This is a genomic window from Dietzia sp. oral taxon 368, from assembly GCF_002999155.1.
Lineage (GTDB): Bacteria > Actinomycetota > Actinomycetes > Mycobacteriales > Mycobacteriaceae > Dietzia > Dietzia cinnamea.
Genome location: NZ_CP027238.1, coordinates 1,668,230 through 1,683,967, shown reverse-complemented (window position 1 = coordinate 1,683,967; position 15,738 = coordinate 1,668,230). Strand labels below are relative to the sequence as shown.

General features: G+C 70.6%; 17 protein-coding genes and 1 riboswitch. Of the genes, 8 read left to right on the top strand and 9 right to left on the bottom strand.

Annotated features, from left to right (window positions below):
• The first annotated feature begins 1 nt into the window (after nucleotide 1).
• Nucleotides 2–101, top strand: a riboswitch (TPP riboswitch).
• Complete coding sequence (locus C3V38_RS07825) at nucleotides 91–1,368, top strand: LLM class flavin-dependent oxidoreductase (RefSeq protein WP_106385467.1); 1,278 nt, start codon at nucleotides 91–93, stop codon at nucleotides 1,366–1,368. (Overlaps the previous riboswitch by 11 nt.)
• Here the strand turns inward: C3V38_RS07825 and C3V38_RS07820 are convergent.
• From C3V38_RS07820 to C3V38_RS07795, 6 genes are all read right to left on the bottom strand, one after another.
• Nucleotides 1,326–1,919, bottom strand: a complete 594-nt coding sequence (locus C3V38_RS07820) for a PadR family transcriptional regulator (protein ID WP_061229483.1) — start codon at nucleotides 1,917–1,919, stop codon at nucleotides 1,326–1,328. The two genes, C3V38_RS07825 and C3V38_RS07820, sit on opposite strands and share 43 nt — an antisense overlap.
• Nucleotides 1,920–1,923: 4 nt before the next feature.
• Nucleotides 1,924–2,904 carry a nitronate monooxygenase family protein gene (locus tag C3V38_RS07815; RefSeq protein WP_061229484.1) on the bottom strand — a complete coding sequence of 327 codons (981 nt, stop codon included), beginning with the start codon at nucleotides 2,902–2,904 and terminating at the stop codon, nucleotides 1,924–1,926.
• Between the two features lie 141 nt (nucleotides 2,905–3,045).
• On the bottom strand, nucleotides 3,046–3,684 hold the full coding sequence (locus C3V38_RS07810; RefSeq protein ID WP_061229485.1) for a TrkA family potassium uptake protein: 639 nt from the start codon (nucleotides 3,682–3,684) through the stop codon (nucleotides 3,046–3,048).
• A 19-nt stretch (nucleotides 3,685–3,703) separates the two neighbouring features.
• Nucleotides 3,704–5,062 (bottom strand): TrkH family potassium uptake protein, encoded by a 1,359-nt coding sequence (locus tag C3V38_RS07805; RefSeq protein WP_061229486.1) that lies wholly within the window; start codon nucleotides 5,060–5,062, stop codon nucleotides 3,704–3,706.
• Nucleotides 5,063–5,165: 103 nt separating this feature from the next.
• The gene (locus tag C3V38_RS07800; protein ID WP_061229487.1) at nucleotides 5,166–6,533 is read right to left on the bottom strand and encodes a polysaccharide pyruvyl transferase family protein; all 1,368 of its coding nucleotides are present in this window, start codon (nucleotides 6,531–6,533) and stop codon (nucleotides 5,166–5,168) included.
• Nucleotides 6,534–6,625: 92 nt separating this feature from the next.
• On the bottom strand, nucleotides 6,626–7,642 hold the full coding sequence (locus C3V38_RS07795; protein WP_061916225.1) for an NADP-dependent oxidoreductase: 1,017 nt from the start codon (nucleotides 7,640–7,642) through the stop codon (nucleotides 6,626–6,628).
• 66 nt (nucleotides 7,643–7,708) lie between these two features.
• Here C3V38_RS07795 and C3V38_RS07790 point away from each other — a divergent pair, with 66 nt between their 5' ends.
• From C3V38_RS07790 to C3V38_RS07775, 4 genes are all read left to right on the top strand, one after another.
• On the top strand, nucleotides 7,709–8,596 hold the full coding sequence (locus C3V38_RS07790) for an ABC transporter permease (RefSeq protein WP_061916228.1): 888 nt from the start codon (nucleotides 7,709–7,711) through the stop codon (nucleotides 8,594–8,596).
• 12 nt (nucleotides 8,597–8,608) lie between these two features.
• The gene (locus C3V38_RS07785; protein ID WP_106385466.1) at nucleotides 8,609–9,427 is read left to right on the top strand and encodes an ABC transporter ATP-binding protein; all 819 of its coding nucleotides are present in this window, start codon (nucleotides 8,609–8,611) and stop codon (nucleotides 9,425–9,427) included.
• Nucleotides 9,417–10,394: a glycosyltransferase gene (locus C3V38_RS07780; protein ID WP_061229491.1), complete on the top strand. Its 978-nt coding sequence runs from the start codon at nucleotides 9,417–9,419 to the stop codon at nucleotides 10,392–10,394. The genes C3V38_RS07785 and C3V38_RS07780 overlap by 11 nt, the downstream gene beginning before the upstream one ends.
• A gap of 129 nt (nucleotides 10,395–10,523) precedes the next feature.
• Nucleotides 10,524–11,132 (top strand): TIGR03086 family metal-binding protein, encoded by a 609-nt coding sequence (locus C3V38_RS07775; RefSeq protein WP_061916231.1) that lies wholly within the window; start codon nucleotides 10,524–10,526, stop codon nucleotides 11,130–11,132.
• A 26-nt stretch (nucleotides 11,133–11,158) separates the two neighbouring features.
• On the opposite strand, the gene C3V38_RS07770 is transcribed toward C3V38_RS07775, so the two are convergent.
• Nucleotides 11,159–11,350: a ferredoxin gene (locus C3V38_RS07770; protein WP_061229493.1), complete on the bottom strand. Its 192-nt coding sequence runs from the start codon at nucleotides 11,348–11,350 to the stop codon at nucleotides 11,159–11,161.
• A 139-nt stretch (nucleotides 11,351–11,489) separates the two neighbouring features.
• Between C3V38_RS07770 and C3V38_RS07765 the strand changes: the two genes are divergently transcribed.
• Complete coding sequence (locus C3V38_RS07765) at nucleotides 11,490–11,963, top strand: PaaI family thioesterase (RefSeq protein WP_106385465.1); 474 nt, start codon at nucleotides 11,490–11,492, stop codon at nucleotides 11,961–11,963.
• 121 nt (nucleotides 11,964–12,084) lie between these two features.
• On the top strand, nucleotides 12,085–13,287 hold the full coding sequence (locus tag C3V38_RS07760) for a TerC family protein (RefSeq protein ID WP_007633392.1): 1,203 nt from the start codon (nucleotides 12,085–12,087) through the stop codon (nucleotides 13,285–13,287).
• A gap of 33 nt (nucleotides 13,288–13,320) precedes the next feature.
• Here C3V38_RS07760 and C3V38_RS07755 read toward each other — a convergent pair whose 3' ends face one another.
• Together C3V38_RS07755 and C3V38_RS07750 are read right to left on the bottom strand one after the other, a co-directional pair.
• Nucleotides 13,321–14,322, bottom strand: a complete 1,002-nt coding sequence (locus C3V38_RS07755; protein WP_106385464.1) for a hypothetical protein — start codon at nucleotides 14,320–14,322, stop codon at nucleotides 13,321–13,323.
• 107 nt (nucleotides 14,323–14,429) lie between these two features.
• Nucleotides 14,430–15,080 (bottom strand): hypothetical protein, encoded by a 651-nt coding sequence (locus tag C3V38_RS07750; protein WP_106386408.1) that lies wholly within the window; start codon nucleotides 15,078–15,080, stop codon nucleotides 14,430–14,432.
• A 73-nt stretch (nucleotides 15,081–15,153) separates the two neighbouring features.
• On the opposite strand from C3V38_RS07750, the gene C3V38_RS07745 reads away from it, so the two are divergent.
• A complete protein-coding gene (locus tag C3V38_RS07745) occupies nucleotides 15,154–15,726 on the top strand; it encodes a CPBP family intramembrane glutamic endopeptidase (protein WP_217354163.1) in 573 nt (190 codons plus the stop codon).
• The last annotated feature ends 12 nt before the right edge of the window (nucleotides 15,727–15,738 follow it).

Here is a 15,738-nt window from a genome sequence, read left to right as displayed (position 1 = left end):
GGGTCACGACACGGGGTGCCGCCCAGAAGGGGGCGGCTGAGATGAGACCCGTCGAACCTGCTCCGGGTAATGCCGGCGAAGGGATGTCCCATGCTGCATATCAATGCGTTCCTGTTCGGATGCGGCCACCACTCGGCCGCATGGCGCCGACCCGACTCCCCGGTGGAGCGACTGGGCGACATCGCCTACTGGGAGGAGCTGGCCCGGACGGCCGAGCGGGGCTGCCTCGACGCGGTGTTCTTCGCCGACGGCCACTCCGTCGGAGATCCCGCCAGCGGCTCGTGGTGGTTCCTGGAGCCGTTGACCGCACTGTCGACGATGGCGCGCGCGACCCGGCACGTGGGGTTGGTGAGCACCGTGTCCACTACGTTCTTCACACCGTTCCACGCCGCCCGCATGCTGGCGTCGCTCGACCACATCAGCGGTGGACGGGTCGGCTGGAACGTGGTGACCTCCATGTTCGACGCGGAGGCGCGCAACCACGGGATGGCCGCCCTGCCGGGGCACACCGAGCGGTACGAGCGGGCCGAGGAGTTCGTGCAGGCCGCCCTCGCCCTGTGGGAGTCGTGGGACGCCGACGCGCTGGTCCTCGACCGTGGCGGACTGTGGGCCGATCCGGCGAAGGTGCGGGCGGTGCACCACGCGGGCGAGCACTTCCTGGTGGACGGACCACTCACCGTGCCGCGGTCGCCGCAGGGCCGGCCGGTGCTGTTCCAGGCCGGGTCGTCGGATCCGGGCCGGGACCTGGCGGCGCGGCACGCCGAGGGGATCTACGCCGTCGCGTACGACGACGAGTCCGCGTCGGCGTACGCCGCGGACCTGAGGCGGCGGGCGCGGGCGGCGGGCAGGGACGCGGACTCGCTGGTCGTGATGCCCGGACTGGTGACGTATGTCGGGTCGACTGTGGCGGAAGCCCGTCAGAAGAAGGCCGAGCTCGACGCCCTGCTGCCGGTCGAGGAGTCGTTGGCCCAGCTGTCGATGTTCACCGGGCAGGACTGCTCCGACTGGGAGCTCGACGCGCCTGTTCCGGAGTTGCCGCCGCTGGCCGAGTTCGCGGGACCGCAGGGCCGCTACGAGACCATCCTCCGGATCATCAGCAAGGACTCGCCCACCGTGCGTGAGCTGCTGGGTACCCTCGCGGCGGGCGGCGGGCACTGCACGATGCTCGGCACGCCCGAATCGATCGCGGACGAGATCGAGCGCTGGTACCGGGCGGGCGCGGCCGACGGGTTCAACCTCATGCCTCCGAGTTACCCGGACGGTCTGGAGGATTTCGTGGATCTCGTGATCCCGGTCCTGCAGCGCCGCGGACTGTTCCGGACGAGCTACGACGGGGCGTCGACCCTCCGAGAGCTACTCGCCCGGTGAGCCGGCGGCGGCAGCCGGTCCAGCGCCTCCAACGTCTCGTCGCACCACCTCAGCCAGGCCCGCTCCTCCTCGATCCCCAGCGAGAGGACGCGGTGCTGGAGGACGCCCCGCGGATCGGACGGGTCGACGGCGGAGAAGTCCCGCTTCTCGATTTCGCGGTACCGCTCGAGATTGTCCTGCCGCCGGGCGCGGTGGTGCTCGAGGGCGCGACGGACCTCGTCGGTCCGGCCCGTGGCGGCGGCGGCCCGGACGCGGACGGCGAGGGTCGACCGCGTCACGTCCGGGGCGTCGTCCTCGCCGATCCACTCGACCAGCGATCGGCGGCCGTCGTCGGTGACCGCGAACCGCCTGGGTTGTCCGCGCCGGGGCGGGCCGTCCCGTGGCAGTTCCCGGATCAGGCCCGCCGAGGCCAGCCGGTCGAGTTCGCGGTAGATCTGCTGGTGGGTGGCGGGCCAGAAGTACCCGATCGACCTGTCGAAGCGTCGGGCGAGTTCGATCCCGCTGCCCTCCCGCTCGGTGAGCGAGGTGAGGATCGCGAACCTCAGCGACATCGGCTCAGCGCAGCGCGCCGACGCCGGCGGTGAGGGCGTCCAGCGCCTCGTCGTATTCGCCCCGCAGGCGGTCGACCAGGTCGCGGACGGTGCCGGTGGAGCGGACGGCGCCCACGCCCTGTCCGGCGCCCCAGATGTCGCGCCACGCCTTGGAGTCGTTCGACCCGCCGGAGCCGAAGTCCATGGCCGACGGGTCCGACTCCGGTAGGTTGTCCGGGTCCAGGCCGGCGGCCTCGATGCTGCCCCGCAGGTAGTTGCCGTGGATGCCCGTGAACAGGTTGCTGTAGACGATGTCGTCGGCCGTACTGTCGACGATCATCTGCTTGTACTCCGGCGTGGCCCGCGATTCCTCCGTCGCCAGGAACGCGGAGCCGACGTAGGCGAGGTCCGCGCCCGCCGCCTGCGCGGCGAGGATCGACCGCCCGTGGGCGATCGCCCCGGACAGCAGCAGCGGCCCGTCGAACCACTCGCGGATCTCCTGCACCAGCGCGAACGGGGACTGCGTGCCGGCGTGGCCCCCGGCCCCGGCGGCCACCGCGACGAGCCCGTCCGCGCCCTTCTCGACGGCCTTGCGGGCGAACCGGTCGTTGATCACGTCATGCAGGACGATGCCGCCGTACGAATGGACGGCCTCGTTGACCTCCTCGCGCGCACCGAGGGAGGTGATGACGATCGGCACCTCGTGCTCGACGACGGTGGCCAGGTCCTGCTCGAGCCGATCATTGGAGCGATGGACGATCTGGTTGACCGCGAACGGGGCGACGTACCGGTCGGGATTCGCGGCGGCGAACGCCTCGTTGCTCTCCCGCACCTGCTCGATCCACTCGGCCAGCGCCGACTGCGGCCGCGCGTTGAGCGCCGGGAACGACCCGATCACCCCCGCCTGACACTGCGCGGCCACCAGCTCGGGGCCGGAGTAGATGAACATCGGCGAGGCGACCACCGGGACGGTGAGCGGGCCGGCGAGCACGGAGGGAAGGGCCATGAGCAGTCCTTTCGAGAGCGGGGCGGAGCAGACTTCTCCCCCGACCGTACGGTCGCGCCGGCTTTTGTGCAACTAGTTGCACAAAAGACGTCCGCCTCGCGTCAGCGACAGAACCCACACCTCACGGACGGGAATCGCGGTCTAGGACAGCTCCGCGAAGCGTTCGGTGTCGCGCACCTTTCCGGAGACGATGATGGTGTCCCCCGGGTGCAGGATCGTGTCGGCGGCGGCGTAGGTGAAGCCCTCCCCGGGACGCTTGATCGCCACCACGGTCACGCCGTGGTCCGTGCGGATCGAGGTCGCACCGAGACTGCGACCCGTCGCGAACGCGGGGGCGGTCGTCTTGACCATGGCGAATCCGTCATCGAACTCGATGTAGTCGATCATCCGGCCGCGGACCAGGTGGGCCACCCGCTTGCCCATGTCGTGTTCCGGCCGCACGACATGATGCACACCGATCTGCGTGAGAATCTTGGCGTGAGAGTTGCTGATCGCCTTGGCCCACACGTTCGCCACGCCCATATTGATCAGGGCCGAGGCGGTCAGCAGGCTGGCCTCGAGGTCGGAGCCGATCCCCACCACCGCGCGATCGAACTCGTGCACCGACAACTGACGTAGGGACTCCTCGTCCGTGGTGTCGGCCACCACCGCGTGCGTGAGGCGGTTGGCGATCTTCTGCACGACCGCATCGCTCGCGTCGACGCCCAACACCTCCGCGCCCTGGGACATCAACTCCAGAGCGAGCGACTTGCCGAACCGACCCAGACCGAGCACTGCCACGGCGTCCGGCGCTGATTTCCTAGCCAATGAGAGGCCTTTCTGCGGGAAGGTCGTACCGTCGTCCGCGCTGGCGAGCGGCCAGGGCACTGACCATGGTGATCGGGCCGATCCGGCCCAGGTACATCAGTCCGATCAGTATCCACTGACCCCACTCGGGAAGCTGCGCGGTGATGCCGGTGGACAGCCCCACCGTGGCGAACGCGGAGGTGACCTCGAACAGCAGTTCATTAAGCCCGAACGGCGTCCCCGCCAGGAGCACGATGGTCGAGACCGTCACCAATCCGATACCGATGAGGGCCACGGCCAACGCCTGGCGCTGGACGCGGGTGTCCACACGACGGTCGAAGATCGTGACCGTCTTCTCGCCCCGCACCTCGGCGACCATGACGAACAGCAGAAGTGCGAAGGTCGTCACCTTGATCCCGCCCGCAGTGCCTCCGCTGCCGCCTCCGATGAACATCAACACGTCGGTCACGAGCAGGGTGGCATCGTCCATCTGCGCGTAGTCGACGCTGTTGAAGCCGGCGGTTCTGGGCATCGTCCCCTGGAACGCGGCCACCAGGACCTTGTCGGCGAAACCGAACGATTGCAGCGTGCGGGTCCACTCCAGCGCCAGGACCGCCGCGAACCCCGCCAGCAGCAGGATCACCGTGACGTGCACGGTCAGCCGGGTGTGCAGGCTCCACCGCGGGTGCTCCCTGGCCGCCGACCCGGACCGACGGATGCGCCGCCCCACCTCGAACAGGACCGGGAAGCCCAACCCGCCCAGGATCACGGCCACCATCAACGGCACACAGATCCACGGATCGGTGGCGAAGCCGATCACGTTGTCGCTGTACAGCGCGAACCCGGCGTTGTTGAACGCCGAGACCGAATGGAACACGCCCAGCCACAGCGACCGCAGCACCGGCTCGTCGTACCCGACCGCGAAACGAATCGCCAGCGCCGCCGCGGTGACCGCCTCGATCAGCAGACTCATCCGGACCACGCCCACGACCACGCCCCGCACGTCGCCGAGTTCGGCCGCCCGGGCCTCGGCGGCGGTGTTCAACCGTGCCTTGAGTCCGATCCGGTGCGCCAACATCAGCCCCACCAACGAGGCCATGGTCATGATCCCCAGGCCACCGACCTGGATCAGCCCCAGAATGACCGCCTGACCGAATCCCGACCAGTGCACAGGGGTGTCCACCACGATCAACCCGGTCAAGCACATCGCCGACGTCGCCGTGAACAGCGCTGCGGTCACACTGGTGGCGCCGCCGGACGCCACCGCCGCGGGCAGCAGCAGCAACCCGGTCCCCACCGCGATCGCCGCAGCGAAACTCAGGGCGACGACCCGGACCGGACTCAACGTCGCCCAGCCCGCCCACCGCCGCATCACAGACGGTGACACCCGCCCATACGCAGTCACGAGGTCAGACAGTAGACCTCGGCGCCCCCGATGAACAGTAGGTGTTCGCGCCCGGTGATCCGCCTGCGTATCACCGCAGCGTGCGGCCCACGACCCCCGCGTAGATCTCCTGCGCCAACCGCTCCGCGCCCTCCACGAGCGCGGCGACGGCGGCCGGATCGACGCCACCCGCCGCGGGCACCCCGGAGACGACGGAGCGCGGGTCCTCGTCCGCCGCCACAGAACTCCACCGCGACCCGGCGGCGAGCAGCGACCCGTGCTTGACGTCGTAGTAGGCCGACCCCGACCGCAATGCCACCCCGGAGGCCCCGCGGGCCGCCGCGAAGAGATGCGGATGGAAACGGGTGGTCAGCCAGACTTGCCCAGGCCGGGCGGGCAGACCCGTAGCCCACAGTTCCTGGAACGGTACGAAACGCGCACGGGCCAACCGCAGGTCAGCCAGGGCGCGGCCCACCTCGTCGTCGTCGCTGTCTCCGCCCCGTCCACCGTCGGCACCGGACGCGGCCGCGGCGCGCGCACACACCCTGTCCCACACCACCCGGTCCCCACCGGGGATCGACTCGACGACGGTGATCCGCTCGCCCGGCACCGCCCACGCGGCGAGGATCCGCGCGACGGTGGCGGCGAGGACCTCCGGCTCCACCAGGTCGGACTGGGCGCAGAGCACCAGGTCGCGGCACGCGTCCGGGTCGGGCGAGTAGACGGGGTGGTCGCCGGCCTCGACGACACCCGCCGCCGACAGGGCGAGCCAGCCGTCGTCGGCCACGTGGCGGACCGGCACCCCCGTGCCCGCGAGGAGCTCGAACGAGTCGGCGTCACGGACGGTGACCAGGTCGTAGTCGCGCAACGCCCCCGCCAACCGTCCGGCGTCCCCGCACGGCACGAACCCCTGACCGGTGGCCACCACGCGCGCGCCCGCCGCCCGGCCGGCCTCCCCCGCCGCCGCGACCACGCCCAGGTGATGCGGCCACAGGTCGTTGACGAAGCCGCCGCCGATGAGGTGGACCACAGACGCGCTGCGTAGCAGGTCGATTCCCGTGGCCAGCGCCGGACGCAGCCCGGGGTCGCCCATCGCGGCGCGGCAGAACCCGATCGCCTCGTCGGCGCCGGTGTGCTCGGAGGCCAGGCGCCACAGGGTGTCGGTGAAGAGCACGTCCGGGTGCTCGGAATGGTGCAGGACCGCCGCCTGGCCGGGCGTGTGGCAGTCCACCACGACGGGCGTCCCCGGCAGTGCGTGCCGCAGGTAGCGCAGCCACCCCGCCAACAGCTGCTCGTCGCCGTGGTTGGGGTGGCCGGCCGGAGCGACGAGGTACACGGGCCGGTGGCCCTCCCGCGGCCGGCCCCACCGCGCGTCCGCGGTGGCGCGCACGGCGTCGAGCCGGCGTCGGGCCCGTCGTCTCAGGCGGGCGGCGGGCGCGGCTCGGCGAGTCGGCGTCATGACGTCAACCCTGCCGCACCCCCGTGGGGCCCCGCCGCCCGGGTCAGACCGCCGCCGGCCGCCGGACCGGACTGGGGGTCAGATCGGTGGGATCAGATCCGCACGAGCATCTTGCCCACGTTCGCGCCCTTCATCAGATCGAGGAACGCGTCGACCGAGTTGTCGATGCCGTCGACGACGGTCTCGTCGAACACGATCTCGCCCGAGGCGACCCACGGGCCGACCTTCTCCGCGAACTCCTTGAACAGATGCATGTACTTGTTCACCGTGAAGCCCTGCAGGGTGAGGCCGCGGGTGATGGCCTGCCACATGTTGTCCGGCCCCGGCGCACGCTCGGTGGCGTTGTACGAACTGATCGCGCCGCACAGGGCCAGTCGGCCCCCGTCGTTCATCAGGTCGAGCGCGGCCTCGAGGTGGTCACCGCCCACGTTGTCGAAGTAGACGTCGATCCCCTCGCCGTTCTCGCTGCCGAAGTGCTCGCGCAGGAGCTTCCGGACCGGGCCTTCCTTGTAGTTGATCGCCGCGTCGAACCCGTAGCGCTCGACGCACGTGGCCACCTTCTCCGGGCTGCCGGCCGAGCCGACGACCTTCGAGGCGCCCATCAGCGTGGCGATCTGCCCCACCGCCGAACCGACCGACCCGGCCGCGCCGGAGACGAACACGCTCTCGCCGGCCTGGAACCGGCCGATGTGCAACAGCCCGACGTACGCGGTGAGGCCCGTGGTCCCCAGGACGCCGAGATACGCCGAGATCGGCACCCCGTCCATCTCCTGCACCACGCGGAACTGCCGGGCGTCGCCCTGGGCGACGTCGCGCCACCCGTCGTTGTGCAGGACCACCGCGCCGACCGGGTGGTCGTCCGAGCGGGACTCGACGATCCTGCCCACGGCCGCGCCGGTCATGGTCTCGTCGAGCTCGAACGGCGGGATGTACGAGCGTCCCTCGTTCATCCGGCCCCGCATGTAGGGATCCACCGAGATGAACTCGTTGGCCACCCGGACCTCGCCCTCGGCGAGCTCGGGGAGGTCGACGGTGACCGTGCGGAAATTGTCGTGGGTCGGCCATCCGGTGGGACGGCTCGCGAGCTGGATCTGCGTACTGGTCGTCATCTCTCCTGTCTACGCGCCCTCGCGGCGGGGCTGCCACCGGCGGAACCTCTAGTACGCTGAGCCCTCGTGCAGGACCAGTCCCTTCCCGATCCGACCTCGGCGACGCTCCCCGACGAGCGCGTGCGGGGCGAGATCGTCAACGACTCCCACACCTTCCGCCGGGCCGTGGCCGACCTGCGCCAGGGGCTGAGCCAGCGCGAACTGTGGCTGTCCCTGGGCTGGCAGGACATCAAGCAGCGCTACCGCCGCTCTACCCTCGGCCCGCTGTGGATCACCATCGCCACCGGCGTCATGGCCGTGGCGCTCGGCCTGCTGTACTCGATCCTCTTCCAGATCCCGCTCGCCGACTTTCTCCCGCACGTCACCGTGGGCCTCATCATGTGGGGCTTCATCTCCGGCTGCATCAAGGAGGGCGCCGAGGTCTTCATCGCCAACGAGGGCCTCATCAAGCAGCTCCCCAGCGCCCTGAGCGTGCACGTCTACCGGCTGGTGTGGCGGCAGTTCCTGTTCCTGTGCCACAACCTGGTCATCTGGGTGGTGCTCATGGTGGTCTTCCCGCGGCCGCTGGGCTGGGAGCTCCTGCTGTCCGTGCTGGGGCTGGCGGTGCTCATGGTCAACGGTGTGTGGGTGTCCATGCTTTTCGGCATCCTCGCCACCCGGTTCCGGGACATCGCCCCTCTGCTGGACTCGATGGTGCAGCTGCTGTTCTACATGACCCCCATCGTGTGGACCACGCAGACGCTGTACGAGCAGGGCGGGCAGATCGCCGACCGCGCCCGCATCGCCGAGATCAACCCGCTCTACCACTACCTGGAGATCGTCCGCGCGCCCATGCTCGGCCAGTCCGTCGACGCCTACCACTGGTGGATCGTCCTGGCCTGCACGGCCGTCGGGTTGCTCCTGGCGTTCGTGGCGCTGCGCCGGTTCCGCTCCCGAGTCCCGTACTGGGTGTAGGAGGTACATCCCATGAGCTCCGTCGCGCCCACCCCCGGCGGCGTGTCCATCGACTGCGTGGACGCGTGCGTGGATTTCCCGATCTTCGACGCCAAATCGCGCTCCCTCAAGAAGGCGGTCCTCGGCTCCGCGGGGGGCGCGATCGGCCGGAACGCGTCCAACGTCGTCGTCGTCGAGGCCCTCAAGGACATCACCCTCTCCCTCCGCGAGGGGGACCGCGTGGGCCTGGTCGGGCACAACGGTTCCGGCAAGTCAACGCTGCTGCGGCTGCTGTCCGGCATCTACGAACCCACCCGCGGCGCGGCGCGGATCCGCGGCCGCGTGGCGCCCGTGTTCGACCTGGGCGTGGGCATGGACCCCGAGATCTCGGGGTACGAGAACATCATCATCCGCGGACTGTTCCTCGGCCAGACGCGCAAGCAGATGAAGGCCAAGGTCGACGAGATCGCCGACTTCACCGAGCTCGGCGACTACCTGGACATGCCGCTGCGCACCTACTCCACCGGCATGCGCGTGCGGCTGGCCATGGGCGTGGTGACCTCGATCGACCCCGAGATCCTTCTGCTCGACGAGGGCATCGGCGCCGTGGACGCGGAGTTCATGAAGAAGGCGCGGGTCAAGCTCGCCGACCTCGTCTCCCGCTCGGGCATCCTGGTCTTCGCCTCCCACTCCAACGAGTTCCTCGCGCAGCTGTGCGACTCGGCCATGTGGATCGACCACGGTCGCATCCGCCAGCGCGGCAGCATCGAGGAGATCGTCACCGCCTACGAGGGCCCCGAGGCCGGCCGCTCGATCGGCGAGTACATCGGCAGGATGCGTCATGAGAGCTGAGGGCGGGGCCGCCGCGGGAGACGCGGGCCGAAAAGCGGCCGACGCCCGCCGGGTCGTGGCCGTCGTGGTCACCCACCGCCGGCTCGAGCAGCTGCGCGAGTCCCTGGCCGTCGTGTGCGGCCAGACCCGCCCGATCGACCACCTGGTGGTGGTGGACAACGCCGACGAGCACGCCGTACGCGAGCTCGTCGAGTCGCAGCCGGTCGAGGCCACGTACATCGGCTCCAAGCACAACCTCGGCGGCGCGGGCGGCTTCGCACTGGGCATGCTGCACGCGCTGGCCACCGGCGCGGACCTCGTGTGGTGCGCGGACGACGACGGCCGCCCCGAGGGCCCCGACGTCCTGGCCACGCTGCTGCACTGCATGGACCGCCACGGCCTGGCCGAGGTCTCGCCGGTGGTGTGCGACCTCGCCGACCCCGACCGACTGGCCTTCCCCCTGCGGCGCGGCGTGGTGTGGCGGCGTCGGCGCTCGGAGCTGTTCACCGGAGCGGGCGCGGCCGGCGACGGGGAGACCACCGAGGACCTGCTGCCCGGCATCGCGTCGCTGTTCAACGGCGCCCTGTTCACCGCCGAGTGCCTGGACCGCGTGGGCGTGCCCGACCTGCGCCTGTTCATCCGCGGCGACGAGGTCGAGGTGCACCGGCGCCTGGTCCGCTCGGGGCTGCCGTTCGGCACGTGCCTGACCACCGCGTACCTGCACCCGCAGGGCTCGGACGAGTTCAAGCCGATCCTCGGCGGCCGCATGCACACGCAGTTCCCCGACGACCCGGTCAAGCGGCACTTCACCTACCGCAACCGCGGTTACGTCCTCACCCAGCCCGGCAACCGGCGGCTCATCCCGCAGGAGATCGTGCGATTCGGCTGGTACTTCCTCGTCTCGCGGCGTGATCCGGCGGGGTTCCGCGAGTGGCTGCGCCTGCAGCGCATGGGCGCGGGCGAGCGGTTCGAGAAGCCCGGCGCCTGACCCGCGAGAATCCGCTACCCCGACTCCGGATCCGCTACGCCCTGAGGGGTAGCGGATCCCGAGGGAAGGTAGCGGATTCGGGGGGCCGGGCCCGGGTGCCCGAGTGCCGGCATGCGGCAGGATGGGGGCATGACCGACTGGATCGCGCTGCAGTCCCGCGCCGCCGACCTCTACGACGAGGTGCTGCCCGCCGTCACCGACTGGGACGCCGCCACCCCGTGTAGCGACTGGACCGCGCGCGAGGTGCTGGCCCACGTGGTGGACGAGCAACTGTGGGTGCCGGGCCTGCTCGCCGGCGGCACGGTCGACGAGGTGGCCGACGACCTCGAGGACCGCCTGCGTCGCCTGCGCGACGCCTCCGGTCCCGAACTGGTGGAGGACTGGGAGTCGGTCACAGCGCCGGTGGGGGCGGCGTGGCGCGGGACGTGCGCCGGCGGCGCGGACACGGAGGTGCATCTGTCGTACGGACTCGCTCCCGCGAAGCACTACCTCGCCCAGCAGGTGTTCGACCTGGCCGTCCACGCGTGGGACATCGCCTCCTCGCAGGGCATGGACCTGCACTGGGGCGACGATCTCGAGCGGGCCGTGGTGGAGTTCGTCCGGACCGACCTCGCCGAGAACCCGGCGCCGGAGCTGTTCGACCCGGCGGTCCCGGGCTTCGACGGCCCGGACGTGTCGGCGCGGGACGAGGTGCTCGCGCTCACCGGCCGCGATCCCTCGGCCTGGCCGGCCCGGTAGGTCGCGGGGCCGCGGCACCGTGCCCTTCAGGCCTCGCGCAGAGCCGCCATCGGGCACTTGGCGACGGCCTTGCGGGCGCGCTTCTCGTGCTCGGAGGGGATGTCGTCGACCAGCAGGCGCACCACCTCGTCGTCGTCATCCAGCGCGAACACCGCCGGCGCCAGTCCCACGCACACCGCCTGTCCCTCGCACCGGTCCGGATCCACGATGATCCTCATGTCACGCCTCCCCGCCGAGGGCCCCGGGCCCCGTAGTCGATGGTTGTGGCCCTGAAAGTAGACAAAACACGGTGCCGTGTCCAGAGAATGAGCCAAATTGCCGGGAACCGAACTGACTCCTCGGTACTACTATCGGGCGGTGACCACGACGATGCTGCACCGCTACACCTCGAGCCCCCGTGCGTTCCCCGTCCTGGCCTCGCTCTACCCGCCGCTCCTGGGGTCGGGGATCCGCATCCGGCACGTCGCCCCGGACTGGACCCGCGGGGAACTGAACATGCACGTGGCCCCGTGGACCGCCAACACCAACGGCACCGCGTTCGGCGGCGCGCTGTTCGCCGCGACCGATGTGCTCTACGGGGCGCTGCTGTCCGGGCACCTGGGCGCCGGCTACCAGGTGTGGACCAAAAGCGCGACGATCGACTTCCGCTCCCCCGGCCGCGGCCGGCTCCGGTGCGTCGTCGAGGTGCCGCACGCGGAGGCGGACTCGATCCGCGAACAGCTGACCACACGGTCCAGCACCAGCGTGGTCCACACCGCGGTTGTGACCGACAGCCGCGGCAGGACGGTCGTCGAGGCGCGACACACGATGTTCATCCGCCGCCGCAAGTAGCGCCGCCACCTGCGCGAACGTACCCGCGCCGACAGGCGGCGACCATCTGTCGGGGGGTCGACACCGCCGGGCGCGGGTAGGATGATCCGGTCAACCGGCCCTCCCCGGAAAGGAAACCCCGTTGGGAGCCACCCCGCTCGCATGGTCGTTGTCAGTCGGCCTGATCGTCGCACTCCTCCTGTTCGACTACTTCTTCCATGTGCGCAAGGAGCACATTCCCACGATCAAAGAGTCGGCCATCTGGTCCTCGCTCTACGTGGGCGTCGCGGTCCTGTTCGGCTTCGCCGTGTGGATCTTCGGCGGCACGGACATGGGTATCGAGTACTTCGCCGGATACCTCACCGAGAAAGCCCTCTCGGTGGACAACCTCTTCGTGTTCCTCCTGCTACTGACGAGCTTCAAGGTGCCCAAGGCGGGCCAGCAGAAGGCGCTGCTGTTCGGCATCGTCTTCTCGATCATCGCCCGCACCGCGTTCATCTTCGTGGGCGCCGCGCTGCTCAACCAGTTCAGCGCTCTGTTCTACGTGTTCGGCCTGTTCCTCATCGTCACCGCCGGCCGCCTGCTGGCCGAAGACGATGAGGACGACGACGAGGTCGACAACGTCATGGTCCGGTTCGCCAAGAAGGTCATCCCGGCGACCGACCACTACGACCACGACAAGCTGTTCACCGTCGAGAACGGCAAGCGCGTCATGACGCCCATGATGATCGTCATGGTCGCCATCGGCGGCACCGACATCATGTTCGCGCTGGACTCGATCCCCGCAATCTTCGGCCTCACCCAGAACGTCTTCATCGTCTTCACCGCCACCACGTTCTCGCTGCTCGGCCTGCGCCAGCTGTACTTCCTGCTGGAGGGCCTGCTCGACCGGCTGGTCTACCTCAAGTACGGCCTGGCGGCGATCCTGGGCTTCATCGGCGTCAAGCTGGTGCTGCACGCCCTGCACGAGAACAACCTGCCGTTCATCAACGGTGGCGAGCACGTCGACGTGGTCGAGGTGCCCACGCTGCTGTCGCTGGGCGTGATCGTGGTGGTGCTCGTCGTGACCATCGTGGCGTCGCTGGTCAGCCCCGCCGGCAAGGCCCTCACCGTCCTGGGCAACCTCAAGCGTTACTCGCGGGAGTACCTCAACAAGGACTTCACCGACGACCCGGTCGAGCGCGCCCGGCTGTGGAGCAAGATCCTCGAGAACGAGGACAAGCTCGGCACGATCGACCGCAAGTACTTCGGCAGCGAGGGCGACGTGTGGGAGCTCGAGCAGCTCCTGCGCCGGGTCTGGGACGAGCAGGGCCGCTACGAGAAGGCCACCGACTACACCCGCTGATCCGCCGTACCCACGGCATCCCGGCCCGCGGCCTCAGCGCCGCGGGCCGGACCACATCCCGTGCGGGTCGGCCGCGGGGTCATCGGCCGGCGGGTAGCGGACCTCGGACGACGGCCACCGGGCCCGCAGCACGGCGGCCGCGCGGCGGCCCGCGCCGGTGTCAGTCGCGCTGTAGTCATCCGCGGCCGGGGCCGCGATTCCCGGGGCGGCGGCTCCGTGGACCACGATCACCGTCCACCCTGCGTGCGACAACTGCTCGCGGTACCGCTCGGCGCCGCGACCCGGGTTCGGTGGCGTCGCGGAGTCCCCGGCGGTGAAGACCACGCAGCGGGCATCGGGATCGGCCAGCGGCAGCTCCACCGTGAAGTGCCCCATCCGCATGGTGTGCCCGTGCCGGAAGCCTTCGAGCCCTGCCGCTCGGAGCTCCAGTCGTACCCGCGTCGAGACGGCCGAACCCGACCGGGGGTCCGCCGCGCGGGCGACGGCTACGAAGTCCCGGGCGCCGCGGCCGGAGGGGTGCTCGAGCGCGCCCGCCAGCTGGCCCGGCAGCTCGGGCACCATCGCGCACAGCCGCTCCACCGACACCACCGCATCCTCGAACCCGAGGTCGCCGGCCAGGTCCCGGCAGGTCCGCAGCGGGGTGGTGACCCGCAACCCGTCGATCTCGGTGACAGCCGACGGCGGCAGGGTGCCGTAGCGGTAGATCCGACCCGGGCGGGACCGACGCGTCGAGGGCAGCCAGATCTCGGGTGGGGCATCCGCGGGCACCGAGTCGTCGCCCCACAGCAGGGCGGCGCTGCGGCCGCGCAGCACCCCGTCCGGCCAGGTCCGCGCCAGGGCGATACTGCGGAGCCGGAGGTCGTCGGGCTGGTCATCGCGTCGGTACATCCCGTGCCATATGCGCTCGTAGCGGCCGCGGTCCCGGGCGTCGGGGACGGCGGCGGCCAGTTCGGCCGTGGTGAGCGGCCCCGGCGGCAACCCGAGGACGTCGGCCGCGGTCGCCGGCGCGGCCGGGGGCGAGGTCGGAGTGTTCATGCCCCCACTCTGCCCCCGGACACGGCCGCGCCCCGGCCGTTCTCGGGGCCGGGGCCGGCCAGATGTGGAATTCGGGGCGGCTGTGGATCAGCGGGCCGCCGGAGGGATCACCCCGCGACGGCCTCCTTCATCGCCTTCATCAGAGCGTGCCCCTCGGCGCGGTCGGGCCACCGGTACTCCGCCGCCCGCGCGGCCCAGACCGACCCGGCGATCACCAGGAGAAAGCCGAGCGCGGAGATGTACGGGCCGTACGAGACCGAGGTGCCCGCGGGCAGGCCCGAGATCAGCGGGTCGGAGGCGCCGGTCGAGCCGATGAGCACCCAGACGAAGGCGCAGTGGGCGATCAGCACGAGAGTCGCCACCGCGGCGTTGAGCAGAGCGAAGACACCCAACCGGGTGACGAGCGTGATCGAGGTGAGCGCGCACAGCGCGATGAGGCCGAGGAAGTTGATCGGCATCATCGCCCTCAGATCGAGGACGTCCGTGAGGGCGATCGCGGTGACCGGGGAACCGCCGCCCGACAGCCACGGCAGGTACAGGCTGAGCAGCGCGACCGCCAGTCCGGCGAACGCGAGGACGCCACCGAGCCGGACCCGCACGTGGGGGATGACCCCGCCGTGGGCCCGCTCGGGAGCGGGTCCGGGCGCCTCGACCGATCGCGGCGTGACCGTGGACACCGATGACGGCATCGGCGAGGGCACGCGGTCCTGCATCGGCGTGGACGCGTATTCGGGGACGGGAGGGATGCGCGTGGACATGGTGACCACCCTTCGGCGAGACGGTGAGTGATGTGGTTCACACTTTATGATGTCACGCCTACAACAGCCTGAGGTGTCCCTGTGGATCCAGGCTGGGCCGGTGATCGAGTTCGTGCTCTTCTGCGCTCCCGCGGTGATCTACGTGGTCGTGCAGTCGCGTCGGGGCGACCGGTCGACGGCGGCCGCGCTCGACAGGATCGGGGCGCGATGGGGCGCGCCCCCGGCTTACGGGTGGGCGCTCGTCCTGCTCCTCCCCCTGGTGGCCGCGAGCTGGTCCGCGCTCGCGTTGGTGCCCGCCGAGGTGGTGGACGATCCCCGCGTCACGATCGCCCGGGTCACGTCGGCCGGGGCCGTCGTCGGCGTCGCGCTGCGGGCGGTGGGCGAGGAGGTGTTCTTCCGCGGACTCCTCGGCGGCGTCCTCGTGCGTCGACTCGGATTCGCACGGGGCACCCTGCTGCAGGCGGCCGCGTTCGTCGTCCCGCACCTCGCCCTGCTCCTGATCGACGCCGGCCTGTGGCCGATCGTCGTCATCCAGTTCGCGGCGGGCTATGCGCTGGGGTGGCTCCGGCACCGGACCGGGACGTTCGTGCCCGGTGCCGTCGTCCACGTCGTCGCGAACGTCGTGGCCGGACTCGTCACCGCCTGAACGCGGCGGCGC

Excerpts from the sequence above, each read along its gene's own strand:
- C3V38_RS07785 (WP_106385466.1), top strand. The coding sequence starts at position 8,609 with ATGAGCTCCGTCGCGCCCACCCCCGGCGGCGTGTCCATCGACTGCGTG.
- C3V38_RS07755 (WP_106385464.1), bottom strand. The coding sequence starts at position 14,322 with ATGAACACTCCGACCTCGCCCCCGGCCGCGCCGGCGACCGCGGCCGAC.
- C3V38_RS07815 (WP_061229484.1), bottom strand. The coding sequence starts at position 2,904 with ATGGCCCTTCCCTCCGTGCTCGCCGGCCCGCTCACCGTCCCGGTGGTC.
- C3V38_RS07780 (WP_061229491.1), top strand. The coding sequence starts at position 9,417 with ATGAGAGCTGAGGGCGGGGCCGCCGCGGGAGACGCGGGCCGAAAAGCG.
- C3V38_RS07750 (WP_106386408.1), bottom strand. The coding sequence starts at position 15,080 with ATGTCCACGCGCATCCCTCCCGTCCCCGAATACGCGTCCACGCCGATG.
- C3V38_RS07795 (WP_061916225.1), bottom strand. The coding sequence starts at position 7,642 with ATGACGACCAGTACGCAGATCCAGCTCGCGAGCCGTCCCACCGGATGG.
- C3V38_RS07775 (WP_061916231.1), top strand. The coding sequence starts at position 10,524 with ATGACCGACTGGATCGCGCTGCAGTCCCGCGCCGCCGACCTCTACGAC.
- C3V38_RS07820 (WP_061229483.1), bottom strand. The coding sequence starts at position 1,919 with ATGTCGCTGAGGTTCGCGATCCTCACCTCGCTCACCGAGCGGGAGGGC.
- C3V38_RS07800 (WP_061229487.1), bottom strand. The coding sequence starts at position 6,533 with ATGACGCCGACTCGCCGAGCCGCGCCCGCCGCCCGCCTGAGACGACGG.
- C3V38_RS07805 (WP_061229486.1), bottom strand. The coding sequence starts at position 5,062 with ATGCGGCGGTGGGCGGGCTGGGCGACGTTGAGTCCGGTCCGGGTCGTC.
- C3V38_RS07825 (WP_106385467.1), top strand. The coding sequence starts at position 91 with ATGCTGCATATCAATGCGTTCCTGTTCGGATGCGGCCACCACTCGGCC.
- C3V38_RS07770 (WP_061229493.1), bottom strand. The coding sequence starts at position 11,350 with ATGAGGATCATCGTGGATCCGGACCGGTGCGAGGGACAGGCGGTGTGC.